At 70.2% G+C, this 14,315-nt stretch carries 15 protein-coding genes and 1 pseudogene; 9 read left to right on the plus strand and 7 right to left on the minus strand.

The genetic code is table 11. The features are described from left to right. Window positions 1-169: 169 nt before the first annotated feature. Window positions 170-568: pseudogene (locus tag HNR73_RS38065) on the plus strand (IS5 family transposase); the annotation flags it as partial. Between the two features lie 87 nt (window positions 569-655). Here the strand turns inward: HNR73_RS38065 and HNR73_RS38070 are convergent. Beyond that, entirely contained in the window at window positions 656-1,471 is an 816-nt protein-coding gene (locus HNR73_RS38070; RefSeq protein WP_184792949.1) for an SGNH/GDSL hydrolase family protein, read from the minus strand. 159 nt (window positions 1,472-1,630) lie between these two features. Between HNR73_RS38070 and HNR73_RS38075 the strand changes: the two genes are divergently transcribed. Further along, window positions 1,631-1,864 carry a lipopolysaccharide assembly protein LapA domain-containing protein gene (locus tag HNR73_RS38075; protein WP_184792950.1) on the plus strand — a complete coding sequence of 78 codons (234 nt, stop codon included), beginning with the start codon at window positions 1,631-1,633 and terminating at the stop codon, window positions 1,862-1,864. 30 nt (window positions 1,865-1,894) lie between these two features. Further along, the gene (locus HNR73_RS38080; RefSeq protein ID WP_184792951.1) at window positions 1,895-3,277 is read left to right on the plus strand and encodes a glycosyltransferase family 87 protein; all 1,383 of its coding nucleotides are present in this window, start codon (window positions 1,895-1,897) and stop codon (window positions 3,275-3,277) included. Here HNR73_RS38080 and HNR73_RS38085 read toward each other — a convergent pair. Both HNR73_RS38085 and HNR73_RS38090 read right to left on the minus strand, forming a co-directional pair. Further along, a complete protein-coding gene (locus tag HNR73_RS38085) occupies window positions 3,274-3,645 on the minus strand; it encodes a hypothetical protein (RefSeq protein WP_184792952.1) in 372 nt (123 codons plus the stop codon). The two genes, HNR73_RS38080 and HNR73_RS38085, sit on opposite strands and share 4 nt — an antisense overlap. After that, window positions 3,639-4,346, minus strand: a complete 708-nt coding sequence (locus tag HNR73_RS38090; RefSeq protein WP_184792953.1) for an SDR family oxidoreductase — start codon at window positions 4,344-4,346, stop codon at window positions 3,639-3,641. The genes HNR73_RS38085 and HNR73_RS38090 overlap by 7 nt, the downstream gene beginning before the upstream one ends. A gap of 77 nt (window positions 4,347-4,423) precedes the next feature. Here HNR73_RS38090 and HNR73_RS38095 point away from each other — a divergent pair, with 77 nt between their 5' ends. After that, entirely contained in the window at window positions 4,424-5,263 is an 840-nt protein-coding gene (locus HNR73_RS38095; protein ID WP_184792954.1) for a helix-turn-helix transcriptional regulator, read from the plus strand. Window positions 5,264-5,351: 88 nt separating this feature from the next. Here the strand turns inward: HNR73_RS38095 and HNR73_RS38100 are convergent, their stop codons facing one another. Both HNR73_RS38100 and HNR73_RS38105 read right to left on the minus strand, forming a co-directional pair. Next, window positions 5,352-7,316 (minus strand): putative glycosyltransferase family protein, encoded by a 1,965-nt coding sequence (locus tag HNR73_RS38100; RefSeq protein WP_184792955.1) that lies wholly within the window; start codon window positions 7,314-7,316, stop codon window positions 5,352-5,354. Next, window positions 7,313-8,086 carry a deoxyribonuclease IV gene (locus tag HNR73_RS38105; RefSeq protein WP_184792956.1) on the minus strand — a complete coding sequence of 258 codons (774 nt, stop codon included), beginning with the start codon at window positions 8,084-8,086 and terminating at the stop codon, window positions 7,313-7,315. The genes HNR73_RS38100 and HNR73_RS38105 overlap by 4 nt, the downstream gene beginning before the upstream one ends. 256 nt (window positions 8,087-8,342) lie before the next feature. On the opposite strand from HNR73_RS38105, the gene HNR73_RS38110 reads away from it, so the two are divergent. Further along, the gene (locus HNR73_RS38110) at window positions 8,343-9,197 is read left to right on the plus strand and encodes a hypothetical protein (RefSeq protein ID WP_184792957.1); all 855 of its coding nucleotides are present in this window, start codon (window positions 8,343-8,345) and stop codon (window positions 9,195-9,197) included. A 333-nt stretch (window positions 9,198-9,530) separates the two neighbouring features. On the opposite strand, the gene HNR73_RS38115 is transcribed toward HNR73_RS38110, so the two are convergent. Both HNR73_RS38115 and HNR73_RS38120 read right to left on the minus strand, forming a co-directional pair. Beyond that, window positions 9,531-10,346 carry an Rv1352/Rv1906c domain-containing protein gene (locus HNR73_RS38115; protein ID WP_184792958.1) on the minus strand — a complete coding sequence of 272 codons (816 nt, stop codon included), beginning with the start codon at window positions 10,344-10,346 and terminating at the stop codon, window positions 9,531-9,533. 193 nt (window positions 10,347-10,539) lie between these two features. After that, a complete protein-coding gene (locus HNR73_RS38120; protein WP_184792959.1) occupies window positions 10,540-11,517 on the minus strand; it encodes an ArsR/SmtB family transcription factor in 978 nt (325 codons plus the stop codon). A 73-nt stretch (window positions 11,518-11,590) separates the two neighbouring features. On the opposite strand from HNR73_RS38120, the gene HNR73_RS38125 reads away from it, so the two are divergent. The 4 genes from HNR73_RS38125 to HNR73_RS38140 all read left to right on the plus strand — a co-directional run bounded on the left by HNR73_RS38125 (window position 11,591) and on the right by HNR73_RS38140 (window position 14,132). Next, complete coding sequence (locus HNR73_RS38125; RefSeq protein WP_184792960.1) at window positions 11,591-12,085, plus strand: tetratricopeptide repeat protein; 495 nt, start codon at window positions 11,591-11,593, stop codon at window positions 12,083-12,085. 50 nt (window positions 12,086-12,135) lie between these two features. After that, window positions 12,136-12,615: a tetratricopeptide repeat protein gene (locus HNR73_RS38130; protein WP_184792961.1), complete on the plus strand. Its 480-nt coding sequence runs from the start codon at window positions 12,136-12,138 to the stop codon at window positions 12,613-12,615. Window positions 12,616-12,677: 62 nt separating this feature from the next. Then, the gene (locus tag HNR73_RS38135) at window positions 12,678-13,247 is read left to right on the plus strand and encodes a TetR-like C-terminal domain-containing protein (protein ID WP_184792962.1); all 570 of its coding nucleotides are present in this window, start codon (window positions 12,678-12,680) and stop codon (window positions 13,245-13,247) included. An 84-nt stretch (window positions 13,248-13,331) separates the two neighbouring features. Further along, window positions 13,332-14,132 (plus strand): alpha/beta fold hydrolase, encoded by an 801-nt coding sequence (locus tag HNR73_RS38140; protein WP_260337716.1) that lies wholly within the window; start codon window positions 13,332-13,334, stop codon window positions 14,130-14,132. Window positions 14,133-14,315 lie beyond the last annotated feature (183 nt).

A 14,315-nucleotide genomic window follows, 5' to 3' on the forward strand; every position in this document is an offset into this window, starting at 1 on the left:
CCTGGCACTGGCGACGCCGACACCAAACCCGCGCACAACGCAGCCACTACCAGCGAAGACACCCACAACATCACAAACCACAGCTGTAGTACTAGTGCGTGTCCTGGTGATCATGTTGTTGTGTCCGCAATGGTGTTGTGGTGCGTCGTGGTGAGTTGACCGATGCCGCTTGGACGTGCGTGGTCGGCCCTTGTCGATCCTGTTGACTCCTGGTCAGGCCGGGGACAATCCGATGCTGTTCCCGCTCCTGGAGGCGATCGCGGTCCCGACGGGGAAGCCCTGGTGGCCCAGACGGCGACCCGATCTGCTTTTGGCCGACAGGGGCTATGCACACGATTCCACCCGCGCTTGGCTGCGCCGTCGCGGTATCAGGCACGTGATTCCCGAACGCTCGGATCAGGTCACCCGCCGCGCGGCGAAGGGCTCACGCGGCGGGCGGCCACCAGGCTTCGACAAGCATGCTTACAAGCAACGCAACGTCGTCGAACGCTGCTTCAACCGCCTGAAGCAGTGGCGCGACCTGGCCACCCGCTACGCCAAACGCGCATCCATCTACCAGGCGAGTCTCACGTTTTGCGGCGGGCGAATTCGTCGTACCCGTGGCCAGGGTTCGGGACCGTTCGAGTCGGTCGACTGCGCGCCGGGCGGCGTCCCTTTACCTCCCGCGCAGCCAGTGCTCGGCGAGGTCGGCGGCGGCGGAGGCGCCGCGGTCGTTGAGGTGCACGCCGTCGGTGAGGACGGTGTAGCCGTTCGCCCGGCCGACCTCGTCCCAGCTCTGGCCGAGGTAGTAGTGGCGCGCTCCGGCGAGCGCCGCGGCGCCGAGAGAGAAGCCGCAGGGCTGCGAACCGCCTTCGGCGCGGATGGTCGCGGTGAGGGTTTCGTTGAGGGGCAGGTATGCGGCGCCGACGGAGGCGGCGACCTCGGTGATGACCTGGTTGAAGCGGGCGAGGCGGCGGTTGCCGTCGTCGTCGAGGTCTTCGCCGAGGGGTTGCAGGGAGTAGAAGGCGAGCTGGGCGCCGGTTTCGGTGTCGAGTCGTGCGGCGAGGGCCTGGAGGTCGGTGCGGTAGTCCGACAGGGCGGTCTCCTCGTCGGTTTCGGCGGCGAGGACGTTGTTGGTGCCGACGAGGATCGCGGCGTGGTCGGGTCGTACGGCGACGAGTTCGTCGGCGCGGGCGAGGAGGTCGGCGGCGGTGTCGCCGTTGTGGCCGGCGTTGACGAAGGTGCGCTCCTCCCCCATGCGTTCGCGCAGGACGGAGACGAAGTCGGCCGAGCCGATGCCGTGGACGGAGCTGGCGCCGGCGACGAGGACGACGGGCTTGTCGCCGCGGTCGTCGGCGAGGAAGTCGCCGGGGGTGTGCTCGGGGGAGCGCAGGAACGTCAGGTAGGCCAGGGGCGCGGCGGCGGCGATGAGGACGAGGACGGGTGCGAGTACGGCGATGAGGATGCGGCGGCGGGGTTTGGTGATCGACATGAACCCAGGTTAGTGAGTAATCACTAACCTGGTCGTCCGGGGTACCCTGCCGGACCTCTTTATGCCTATAAGCCCGCAATCATCCCCGTCGCGGGAGACAATGCCCCCAGGAACTCGAATCGGCCGGGGCCGATCCCCCGGCGCAGCGACGGGGGAACCATGGCCGCAGATTCGCACTCCGCCTCCACGAAGGGCGGCGTCTCCATCACGCGCATCGTCGTCGGCGTCGTCATCGTCGGCCTCGCGCTGTGGTTCATCTTCGCCAACACGCGGACCGCCACCGTCCAGCTGTGGATCGCCAAGGTGTCCATGCCCATGTGGATCACCTTGATCGTGACCTTCGCGGCGGGCTGGATCGTCGGCCTGCTGCTCCGCCGCCGCAAGAAGGACTGACGCCGGGGCGGCATGGCAAGATAAGCCACCATGACGCCCGTCCAGGCCGCCCCGTCCGACACCGATCCGGTCGTCCGCGAACTCTCCGAGGTCATCGGCGGCCCGGCGGGCGAGCATTCCGTGCGCCCGCCCCGCCGCCGGTTCTGGACGGTCCTGCGCGTCGTGCTGTTCGTCGCCATCATCGGCTTCGCGTTCTCCTTCCTGCAGAAGTCGCCGTGCCGCGACGGCGCATGGGAGGACAACAGCCAGTACAAGCAGTACTGCTACACCGACGTCGTCGCCCTCTATTACGCCGAGAACCTCTCCAACGGCGCCGTCCCCTACCGCGACCACCCCGTCGAGTACCCGGTCCTCACCGGTGTCTTCATGGGCGCGCTCGGGCTTCCCGTCCACTGGATGGGCCAGAACAACGCCGCCCTCGACCAGGCGCGCACCTTCTTCGACCTCAACGCCATCGTCTTGTCCCTCCTCGGAATCGGTACCGTGGCGGCGATCTGGGCCCTGCGACGTCGGCGGCCCTGGGACGCGATGATGCTCGCGGCGGCTCCCGCCATCATCTACACCGCGACCGTCAACTGGGACCTGCTCGCCGTCTCCCTGGCCACGTTCTTCCTGCTCGCCTTCGGGCGCAAGCACTTCGTGTGGGCCGGGATCCTGCTCGGGCTGGCGGTGGCGGCGAAGTTCTATCCCCTGCTGTTCGCCGGGCCGATGCTGTTGCTGGCGTGGCGATCGAGACGCTACGCCGAGACGATGATGACGCTCGGCACGGCGCTGCTGACCTGGGTCATGGTCAACGCGCCCGTCGCCCTGCTGTGGACCGACAGCTGGAAGCGCTTCTTCCAGCTCAACTCCGAGCGGCCCATCGACTGGGGCACGATCTGGTACGTGCTGCGCTTCCTGACACCGTCGGAGGGCACGCACCTGCTCGACCAGCGCGAGTTCCTCAACTCCGCCTACCTGCTGCTGTTCGTCGTGGCCTGCGTCGGGATCGCCGTGATGGTCGCCTTCGCGCCGCGCAAGCCGCGCCTGGCGCAGCTGCTGTTCCTCGTCCTGGCGGCGTTCCTGCTGACCGGCAAGGTCTGGTCGCAGCAGTACGTGCTGTGGCTGATCCCGCTGGTGGTGCTGGCGCGGCCCAAGTGGGGCGCGTTCCTGGCCTGGCAGGCCGCCGAACTGGGCTACTTCCTCGCCTTCTACGGCGAACTCATCAACGCCGGGGGCGGCTTCGCCTTCCCCGAGTGGGTGTTCATCGTGGCCTCGCTCGGCCGGATCATTACTCTGGCCATCCTTTGTGGACAGATCATCCGCGAACTGTGGCGGCCGGAGCTCGACGTCGTCGCCGGTTACGCCACCGACGACGACGAAGACTCCGTCTACAAGGGAGACTCTCTGCTCCCGCCGCTCAAGACCGCCTAGACCCAGCGCCGCAGCGCGTCGATCGTCGACTCCGGCGATGTGTTGAAGCACAGGGGAAGCCCGGGGTGAGCGTCGATGAGCACGTTCACCAGGCGCTCGAACAACAGCGTGTGCTCACCGGCCATCCGGACGCCCGCGCCGATCATCGCGACCGCGAACGGGCCCGTCTCCGCGCGCACCCGCGCCCCGGCCTCGTCGGGATCCGCCGGCACCTGGCAGGGCACCAGATCGATGCCCGCGGCACGGATCGTGGCCTCCCCGGCCTCGATGCGCGCGGTCAGGATCTCCTCGGTGAGATCGGCGTACTTCGAGAAGTCGATGGCACTCGGGCGCAGCCCGATCGACAGCACCCTCCCGGTCTTCACCACGCCACGTCTCCATTCCGGTCGAAGAACCCGCCCGTCGGGCCGTCGGCGCCGATCGACGCCAGCCGGATGATCGCATCCGTGCCCTCTTCGAGAGTCTGGAACCCGGCACCGCCGGTCAGGTCGGTCGCGGTGTAGCCGGGATCGACGGCGTTGACGCGGATCCCGTCGAGCCCACGGGCGTACTGCGCGGTGAGCATGTTCAGCGCCGCCTTCGACGCGGGATAGGCGAGCATCGGCGGGGCCAGGGCGGCGAGTCGCGGATCGGCGTAGACCGCGATGGAGCCCATGCCGCTCGACACCATGACGACGCGCGGGTCGGTTCCCTTGCGCAGCAAGGGAAGGAACGCCCGGGTGACGCGGACCGGGCCGAGCACGTTCACGTCGAAGACGGCGCGCAACTCGTCGGCCGTGGTGTCCTCCGGGATTGTCGGCGGTGCTCCGACACCGGCGTTGTTGACGAGGACGTCGAGACGGCCGAAGCGGTCGGCGACCGTTCGCGCGGCGGCGGCGACCGAGTCCTCGGAGGTCACGTCCAACTCGACGAAGACGACGCCCCGGCCGAGTTCGGCGGCGGCCTGCTCACCGCGCGCCCTGTCGCGGGCGCCGAGGAGGACGGTCCAGCCTTCGGCGGCCAGCCGCCGGACGGTCTCGCGGCCAAGACCCTTGTTTGCCCCCGTGACGAGGGCGATCGTTTCTGCCATGGGCCGAGCATGATCGCGTTCGGGAGGCCCGCCCAGGTACCACCGGTACCAGGCGAGCGCGAGGCAGACTTGATCACGTGGACCGCACCGAACTGGCGACCGTACTGCGCAATGCCCGCGCCCGCGTCGATCCCGACGACGTCGGGCTCCCCCACCGCCGGCGACGGCAGGTGCCGGGCCTGCGACGCGAAGAGGTCGCGCGGCTGGCGGGGGTGAGCGTCGAGTACGTCGTCCGGCTGGAGCAGGCGCGGGCGCCGAAGCCTTCCGAGCAGGTGCTCGCGGCGTTGTCGCGGGCGCTGCGGATGGGCGACGACGACCGGGATCTGTTGTACCGCCTGGCGGGCAGCGAACCGCCGACGGCCGGTTTCGTGCCGAGGACGGTGCGGCCGAGTGTGCGCAGGATCCTCGACCGGATGACCGGCATGCCGGCGCTGGTGTTGTCGGCCGCGTCGGACGTACTGGCCCAGAACGTGTTGGCCGCAACGCTTCTCGGCGATTTCGCGGCCATGCCGCCGCGCGAGCGCAACATCATTCGGGGGCGGTTCCTCGGCGGCGGGCTCGCCGGTTCGCTCGATCCCGAGGAGGACGAGGCCTCGGCGGCGCACTGCGTGGGATGCCTGCGGGCCGCGCAGGCGCGCTACCCGAGGGATCCCGAGCTCGCCGCGCTGGTCGCCGAACTGCGGTCGGGCAGCGAACGTTTCGACGAACTCTGGCGGACGGGCCGGGGTGGACGCCGACGGCCGGTGACGGCGACGATCCGGCATCCGGAGTACGGACCGGTGGATCTCGACGGGGACGTGCTGCTGGTGCCGGAGGCCGATCAGTGCGTCGTGGTGTACTCGGCGGAGCGGGGGACGCGGGGGGCCGAGGTGCTGGATCGGATACGCGGGGCCGCCCATGCCGCCTCCCACTTCTGACTGTAGATGGGCACCGGGCGTGGGTGTGCAGGGCGCGTGCGGCGAGGCTGTGGACAACTCGCGGGTTGTGGACAACGCACCCGGGGCCTTACCCGATCGTGAAGACCACGACCTCGCCCAAGTCGTTCACCGACACGCTCGGATCGGTCGGCGGAAAGTCCAGCACGTGCTGCCATGATGTCCCGGCGATCTTGTTCCGTTGCACCACAACGGTCTTGACGCCCAGCGCGCGCAGTGCGGAGACGGCGTTCGCCTGTGGGAACGACACCGCCACGTCGAAGATCCGGTCCTGAGTCCGCGGCACGAAGGTCGCCGTGCCGTTGGCGAGCTGGGGGAAGCCCTGCGTCGACCACAGCATCGTCTGGGCGTCGTCGGCGCGGGAGGCGGGCAGCACGAGCATCGGGCCCTGGGCGCTGATGAGCGCGGCCGGTGCCGTCGGCACCGTCGGGTGCGCCGCCACGCTGATGCCTTCGAGGACCACCAGGGCGACGGGCAGGAACAGCGCCAGCCTCGCCAGAATGGGCCGGTGGACCGGTTCACGCGGGTCGATGCGCCGCTCGACGGCCATGTCGTGCAGGCGGTCGCCGAGGCGCGTGATCGTTCCGGCGGCGAGGATCGCGAGCACGATCGTCACGTACAGCACGAGCCGTCCGCTGACCCGCAGCGCCCCGAAGCCGGGCAGGAAACGGTGCAGCGCGCCGTAAGCCCAGTCGCCGTCGTCGAGGAAGTTCGTGCCCATCGTCAGCACGACCGACACGACCAGCCCGATCGCCAGCCACCAGCGCTGCCGCCGTGTCCACGACGAGTACACGAAACCGGCGAGTCCCAGCCCCAGCAGTGCGAAGCCGACCAGCAGCGTCGTCTCGGCCGGCCAGTACATCGCGTCGCGCGCGGGGGCGTGCAGTCCGCCCCAGATCCACGACTCGGCGGGCGCGGTGATGAAACTCAGCCACGACGGCGAGAAGCGGTCGGCGAGGTCCAGATCCGTTGCGGCGTAGGGGTACTGGTCCACGACCCGGAAGTACGGAATCGACAGGCCGACGGCCGCGCCGGCGAACACGAACGCGCCGATCCCGTCGGTGAGCAGGACCCACTTCGGGATCCTCGGACGTTTCGCGAGCAGCCAGCCGATCGCGGCGACGACGACGATTCCGGCGAGGAGGTACCCGAAGGGCACGCCCATGCCGAAGCTCAAGGTGATCTGCCACGTCGCCACGCCCCACCCGGCCGCGACCCAGCCCCAGCGGGTGCGGCGCGGCCGGTATCCGTTGCGCATCGACCATCCGTGGCCTTTGGCGAGCATCGCCAGCGAGAGCAGGATCCCGCCGACGGCGATGACCTGGAGGTGCCCGGCCTGCGCCATGCGCCAGGGCGCGAAGGCGATCGCGGCGGCCCCGAAGACCGCGCCGGGGAGGCGCGATCCGAGCTGCCGCAGCAGAACGTAGGCGCCGAAGACGACCAGCGCGATCGACAGCACGTAGAGGATGTTGTACCGCAACAGTGCCGCGGCCTGGCCTTCACCGATGATCCCGGCGGGCGCGAAGCCGAGCAGCGTGTCGCCGAAGGCGAAGCTGAGCGTCTCGCCGTAGAAGGCGTTGAGGTTGAACAGGTTGAGCGGGTCGGTGAAGAGCGCGTGACCGCCCCAGCCGATGAGGTACGCCGAGACGAGCGGGTCCCCCGCGTCGTGGGGAACGGTGTGCGTCGGGTCGGCGAGCGCGGGCCAGGTCATGGCGACGGCGGCGAGGACGCTGACGACGGCCGCGATGGTCCACTCGTGCCTGGCGACGAGCCACGCCCTGGCCCGGACCAGTCCCCAGCGGCCGCGTTCGGACGGGTCCTCGTGGTGGTCCACCGTGGACGTCGCGAACTTGTGCCACGGGTCGGCGTCGGCGGCCTCCATGAGGTCCTGCTCGGCCGTGATCACCGAGCCGCGCGACGGTTCGGTGACCGTCGGCTCGGAGGCCTGACTGGGCAGCGTGGTGTCCGGCCGTGTGCCGTCGGACGGCGCCTCGGTGGTCTCGGTCGTCTCGTCGGGGGTGGTCTCGGTGCTCATTTCAGAAGCTCTCGCAAGGTCTGGATGTCCTCGGCCTGCTTGGCGGCGCCGCCCTTGGTCTCCACCACCGCGGGGCAGTCGGCTTCGCGGATGACGTGCGCGATCGCCTCGGCGCCGATCTCACCGTGGCCGACGTTGGCGTGGCGGTCGCGGCCGGAGTCGAAGCCGTCCATGGAGTCGTTGGCGTGCACCAGATCGATGCGGCCGGTGATGGCCTTGATCTTGTCGACGACGTCGGTGAGGTCGAGCCCGCCGGCGTGCGCGTGGCAGGTGTCGAGGCAGAAGCCCGGCTCGTACTCGCCGATCGCGTCCCACAGCCGTGCGATCATCTCGTAGCGGCGGGCGCAGGCGTGCTCGCCACCGGCGGTGTTCTCGATGAGGACCGGCGTCGGCAGGCCGCCTTCCTTTTCGGCGTAGGCGAAGGCCTTGCGCCAGTTGTCGAAGCCGGTGGCGATGTCCTCGCCGTCGCGCACGTGTCCACCGTGGACGATCAGGCCCTTGGCGCCGACGGTCGCGGCGGCCTTCGCGTGCTGGAGCAGCAGGCGGCGGCTGGGGACGCGGATGCGGTTGTTGAGTGAGGCGAGGTTGATGACGTAGGGGGCGTGAATGAACACGTCGACGTCGGAGTCGCTGATCGCCTGCGCGTCCTCGCGCTTCGCCGGTGCCTTCCAGCCCTGCGGGTCGGCCAGGAAGAACTGGACGAGATCGGCCTCGCGTTCGGCCGCCTCGGCGAGTGGATCGACGTCGTCAACGTGTGCCCCGATGCGCATGCGGGTGAGCCTATCCGGTCCGGGCGCGTCCGTAGTGGGTTGATTACCAGGGACTTGGGTCTTTCGCAAGTGGGGCGAGGTGTCTAAGCTTGGCGCGATGCCACCCGAACCGGCATATTCGGGCGCGCGCCAACATCAGAATTTTCTTCGCCGGTGCGCGTCACCGCCGAAGATCCGGATCGTTACCTGGATAGAAGCTCATCGCCTTGGGACACTCATGACGTTAAGCATCGGCAAAGCCGCGAAAGGGGCCCACGTGCGTCACCGCAGGAAGTCGTCGAGGAGAGTCAGCAGGCGAGCGGTCGCCATGACGGTCTCGGTGCTCGGACTCGGTGGCGCGATGCTGCTGGGCACGCCGTTCGCCTCGGCAGAGGAGACCGGCGACGGTAAGACGATCACCTTCGACGGTGGCTGCGGCCTGATCGGGCTGCTCGCGCCGTCGTCGACGCCCGACCCCAGCGAGCTGGAGGTCCCGGCCGACACGAAGGTGACCTTCACCAACGACCTCGGTTCGAACGCGGTCCTGCACGTCGGCGCCACCACGGTCGACGTGCCGAAGGGCGAGTCGGAGGTCGTGACGCTCGACGACAAGTCCGTCGAGGTCGCGATGGTCCCCGACTGCATGCTCGAACACGGACTGTTCGAGAAGATGGAGTCGGCGACCGTGACCGTCAAGGGCAGCACGACGCCGCCCGACGAGGTCGACCCGACCCAGCCGCCCGGCGACAACGGCGATGGTGACGGGAACGGCAACGGCTCGGGATCCGGTTCTGGTTCCGGTGACGACAAGCCCGGCGATGCGCCGGACACGGGCAACCGCCCGGAGGTCGACACCGACCGGCCCGCCGCCGACGGTGCCGTCCCGCCCGACGCGGGCGGTAACGCGCCCGCCGACGGCAGCACCCCCGCCGCCCCGGTCGACGGCAACACTCCCGGCGCCGGATCGAACAGCCAGCCCGGCAGCGAATTCGCGGTCGAGCCGGTCGGCGGCGATGTGACCAACAGCGGTTCGACGGGGCTGCTCGCGCTCATCGCGACGGTCTGTCTGGTCGGTGTGGGCGCGGCGGCCGTTCGGACGGTCGCGCAGCAGCGTTCGACGGTTGCCCGCTAGATCGCTTGGCGGCAGAATGAAGAGATAGATCGAACCCCCAGCACAAGCCCCGCGGGGCACTGGATTTACGCACACGGTGTGGTCGTTCCTCCCCAGGTCCCACCCAGCTTGCGGATTCAGTGCCTCGCGGTTTGCGTTGGGGCGGCGGCGGCCGCCGGGGGCGGCCGCTCTTGCGTTGTCCACAACCGGCGAGTAATCCACAGCGAGCGTTGCTCGGGTTCGCCGGCTCATGCCTGGGGCGGCGCTACGGTCGATGGTAGGGAGGAGGCCGGGAGGCCCCAGGGATCGGGTTCGGCCCGGTCGGCCCGGTCGGTCGCGCTCACGTGGTCGCGCTCACGCCGGACGCCATTCGCCGCAGCCGTCGGAGGAGAAGGCGTAGTCGCTCGCCTGGATGGTGACCTCGACCCGACGGGCGCTCGCGGAGAAGTAGTTGTCGATGATTCCGCCGTTGCGGTCCTGACGTTCCCAGTAGCAGTCCTCGATGTCGCCGGTGACGACGTAGGTGCCGGGCTGGATCTCCTCGCCGACGAGGAAGGTTCCGGAGTGGAAGAGGCGGCCGCCCTTCTCCAGTTCGGCGTCCTCTTCACCACCTTCGGCCGTGGCCTTCAGCTCATCGGCGAAGGGATGGTCGGGGCAGAGGACGAGAGCGCCGCGGATTTCGGCGGCCTGCTCGGGGGAGCCGCGGTGAGCGCCGGAGGTGTAGTAGCCGTCGGGGTCGGCCTGGGCACAGACGGCGTAGAGAGTCTGGACGCTGGACGACGTGTCGTAGCCCGACTTCTCGAAGGCCTTCTGTTCGAGGTCGGTGAGGGGGACGCCGGCGGGACGATCGGCGTCGCAGTAATCCGACTCGGCGTTCCAGATTCCGGAGAAGTCCGGCTTCTCGCCGATGGGCAGGCGCGCGGTGTGTCCGTCGCACTCGACGGTGACCATGGGAGCCGAGGGCGAGGTGGTGGTGGCTGCGGGGGTGGGGCGAGGGGAGGTCGGTGTCGCGGCGACCGTGGTCGGTTCGGGCGCGTTCGCGGCGTACATCCCGATGACGAGGACGAGAGTCGGCACGGCGAACATGGCGAGCAGGAAGATCCAGCCCCAATGTCCCTGAGGGCCGATGTGGTCCTCTTGGGCATCGAGGGGCCCGGGCGTGGTTTCCATGGGGTCGTCCCGTCTGTCGAGGCGTCGCCCCAGCGTCACCATCGCCACGATAGGCACGGCCACCAGGAGACATCTCGCTCAACGTGCGGAAACGGGATGATCGGCGACGGGGTTCGGCCGATGGTCGTGGCGTGGGCGCTTGCGGGCGGATCGCGCTGGGACCGGCCGGAAACCGCCCGTTTCACGTGAAACATCACCCCTTCCCCGCCACGATCCCCTCGCCCAGGCCCGTCCGCCGGTACCGCACCTCGTGCCGGTGCCGTTCCCCGGCGATCAGCCCCGCGTCGCGCAACACCCCCAGGTGCTCCGACACCGTTCCCGCCGCGAGGGCGTAGCGGTGCGCGAGCGTCGTCGTCGCGGTCGGCTCGGTCAAGCCCGTCAGCAGGACCGCCCGCGTCCTGCCGATGAGGCGGGCGAGGGCGCGGTCGGCGTCGCCACCACCGCTGTGCCACAGGGTGCCGAGGCCCCGGGCCGGGTAGACGACCGTCGGCTGCCAGGGCTCTTCGACGATGACGAGCACCTGATCCCAGCGGAACACGCTGGGCATGAGCACGAGGCCCTCGCCGGCGAGGTCGCGGTGTTCGACGTCGCCCCGGGAGCGGGTGAGCACGCCGTCGTGCCAGCGGAGGGTCGGGTGCAGTTCGGCGAACAGGCCGTCGATGCCGCCTTCGGCGAGGCGCCGCGACTGGAAGGCGAGGTCGGCGTCGAGCAGCGCCTTCACGCGCGGCCAGTAGGGCTCGACCATGGTCTCCCACGCCGCCGCGATCAGGTCGCACAGCCGGGCGAGGGTCCCGGCGGGGTCGCCGTCCAGCAGCGAACGGCCCAGCTCCGACGTCGCCGCGCCACGGCGTTCGGCCAGTGCGCGGGCGATCTCGGCGCGCGCCCGCCGGGGCGACGTCAAGCGCACGCGGGCGAGGTCCATCGCGAAGCTCGTCGCCGGGCCGAGGGGAGCGGGCGTCCAGAAGTCGGGCGTGTATCCGCGGCGGGGCAGCAGGATCGACAGCGGCCGCAGGTCGACGTCGCGGGGGATCGCGGCGAGCCAGGGCACGTGCGGCCCCTTGCCCTCCTCGGGCGACAGCAGCCGGACCGCGCCGAGGGTTTCCCACACCGGCGACATCGCGAAACGGACGCGTCCCAGGTCGGCGGGGGTGAACCGCAGCGTCACCGGCATGCCGGACCTCCAGGTGATTCGGCGGTCGCCGAATCTCTTGTCCCGACGGTAGCGCCCCGCGCAGGCTTCCCCCATGAACACCGCATGGGAAACCCGCAATGACGAGATCTGGGCCTCCATCGACGACCACGAGCCCGCCGACTTCCGCGCGCTCGTCGGCGAGCACGCCGCCGAACTCGGCGACGATCACCCGATCGCGCTGTTCGAACGCGCCTGCGCCTGGGACTCGACCGGCCACTCCGACAAGGCCGTGCCGCTCTACGACCGCGCGCTGGCCCTCGGCCTCGACGGGGTGCGCCGCCGTCGCGTCGTGATCCAGATGGCCAGCTCGATCCGCAACCTCGGCCGCCCCGAGGAGACGCTGCGCCTGCTCACCGAGGAACGCGAACGGACCACCGACGAACTCGACGACGCCGTCGCGGTGATGACCGCGTTCGCGCTCGCCGACCTCGGCCGCGAGCGCGAAGGCCTGGCGATGGTCGCCTCGGCCATGGCCGCGCATCTGCCCAGGTATCAGCGTTCGACGCGAAATTATGCCCGGCTGCTCATCGAGCCGTCATCTTCTTGAGCGATGATCCAGGCGCCCGCCGACGGGTGGGCGCCTGGAGGGAGAACGCCGTGGACACCGTGGACACCGACTGGCAACGTCGCATCGACGACGTCTACGCCGGCGGGGACGAGGACTCCTACATCGAGCTCGTCGACGAGATCGCCGCCGAACTGCCGGAGGAACACGCGGTCGCGCTGTTCGAGCGCGGCGGAGCGCGGGACGCGACCGGCGACGAGAAGGGCGCGGTCGGGTTCTACGAGCGCGCGCTCGCGGCGGGACTGGACGACTCCCGGCGGCGGCAGTGCGTGATCCAGCTGGCGAGTTCGTACCGCAACATCGGGGATCCCGAGCGGGCGGTGGCGCTGCTGACGGAGGAGCGCGGTCGGGTCAGCGACGACCTGGACGACGCGGTCGTGGCGTTCCTCGCCCTGGCGCTTGCCGACCTCGGCCGGGAGCGCGAAGGACTCGCGATGACGCTGGGTGCCCTGGGCGGGCATTTCACGCGGTACCGGCGTTCGCTGCTGTACTACGCGGCGGAGCTGGCCTAGGGCTTGCCGCTCCACGTTTCCTAGGTATCCTAGGGTTCAACCTAGGGATGTTAGGAAGCGCCATGCCCCGTGCCGGCATCACCCCGGACGCACTGGTCGCCGCCGCCGCCGACCTCGCCGACGAGATCGGCTTCGAGAACCTGACCCTCGCGGCACTCGCCAAGCGCTTCGGCGTCCGCGACGCGAGCCTCTACACGCACGTCCGCGGACTGGCCGACCTCCAGGAGCGCGTCGCGCTGCTCGCGCTCACCGAGTGGGCCGAGTCGCTGGGCGCCGCCGTCGAAGGCCGATCCGGTCGCGACGCCCTCGTCGCCTTCGCCGACGCCTACCGCGCGATGGCGACCGGTCACCCCGGCCGTTACGCCGCGACGCGTTTCCCGGTGTCGCCCGAAGCGGCGGCCGCGACGCCGGGCGTGGCCCGCATCATCGAGGTCTGTTACGCGCTGCTGCGCGGCTACGACCTCGACGAGCCCGCCGCCACCGACGCCGTGCGACTGCTGCGCAGCACCTTCCACGGCTTCAGCGACCTGGAGGCCACCGGCGGTTTCACCGCCGATCACAGCCTCGAAACCTCATGGCGCAGGGCGGTCGACGCGCTCCATCACACCCTGACCGACTGGTCGCGAATCTAGGAGGACGGCCCCATCCGCACCGCAACGCTCACCCTCGACGACGGCGTCACCATCGACTACCGCGAAGACGGCGACGGCCCACCGCTGCTCCTCGTGCCCGGCGGCTCCGGCCACGCCGGTGTCCTCGACGGGGTCATCGCCCACCTGGCCGCCGACCACCACGTCGTCGCCATGTCCAGCCGCCTCGCCTCGGCACGGCCCGGCGCCGACCCGGTCGACCACCACCCGAAGCTCTACGCCGACGACGTCCACGCCGTCATCGACGAACTCTTCGACGAGCCGCCCGCCGTGTTCGCCTTCAGCGCCGGCGCCATCACGACACTCGAACTGCTGTCACGTCACCCGGAGAGCCTCCGGCTCGCCGTCGTCCACGAACCGCCGGTCCTCGGACTGCTCCCGGAGGCCACGAGCCTGCGCGAGGCCATCGAAGCAGTCCGGGCGGCCGCACGCACCGGAGACATGGACGAGGCGGCCCGGCTCATGACCGCGACCATGACCACCCCCGGCGAAGCCCCCGTCGACTTCGAACTGCGCCACCCCGGCGACTGGCTGGACGGCTACGCCGACACGACCCCCGAGCCGCCGACCCCGCAACTCCTCGAACTGTTCGCGACACTCGGCGCGCTTCAGCCGCTGTTCCTCGAACACGTCCTCGTCCCGTTCACGACGAACGACGTGGACCCGGACGCGCTGAAGGCCGCGGGTTCGCGACTCGTCCCGGTCGCCGGCATCGACTCCCGCGGACAACTGCCCTACCGCGCCGCGGCGGCGCTCGCCGCAGGTCTCGGGGTGCCGCTGACGGAGCTGCCGGGCGGACACCTCGGGCCGGTCGAGCGGCCGGGGCAGTTCGCCGCCGCACTGGCCGCGCTCGTCAAGGGACAGTGAACGCTGGTTCAGGTTCAGGAGGCCGACGGTGCTCGCCGGGTGGCTTCTCGGGCTGAGGGGCCGAGAGAGCGGTCTGGGTGGCGGTTCGCGGTCGCGTTCGCGGGTGCGAGTGCGCTCGCCTCGCTGACGTGGCCGAACCGTGCTGGCCGTACTTGCGGCGGCCGCCGGAGGATGGTGAACGTG

The sequence above is a fragment of the Phytomonospora endophytica genome (assembly GCF_014202425.1).
Lineage (GTDB): Bacteria > Actinomycetota > Actinomycetes > Mycobacteriales > Micromonosporaceae > Phytomonospora > Phytomonospora endophytica.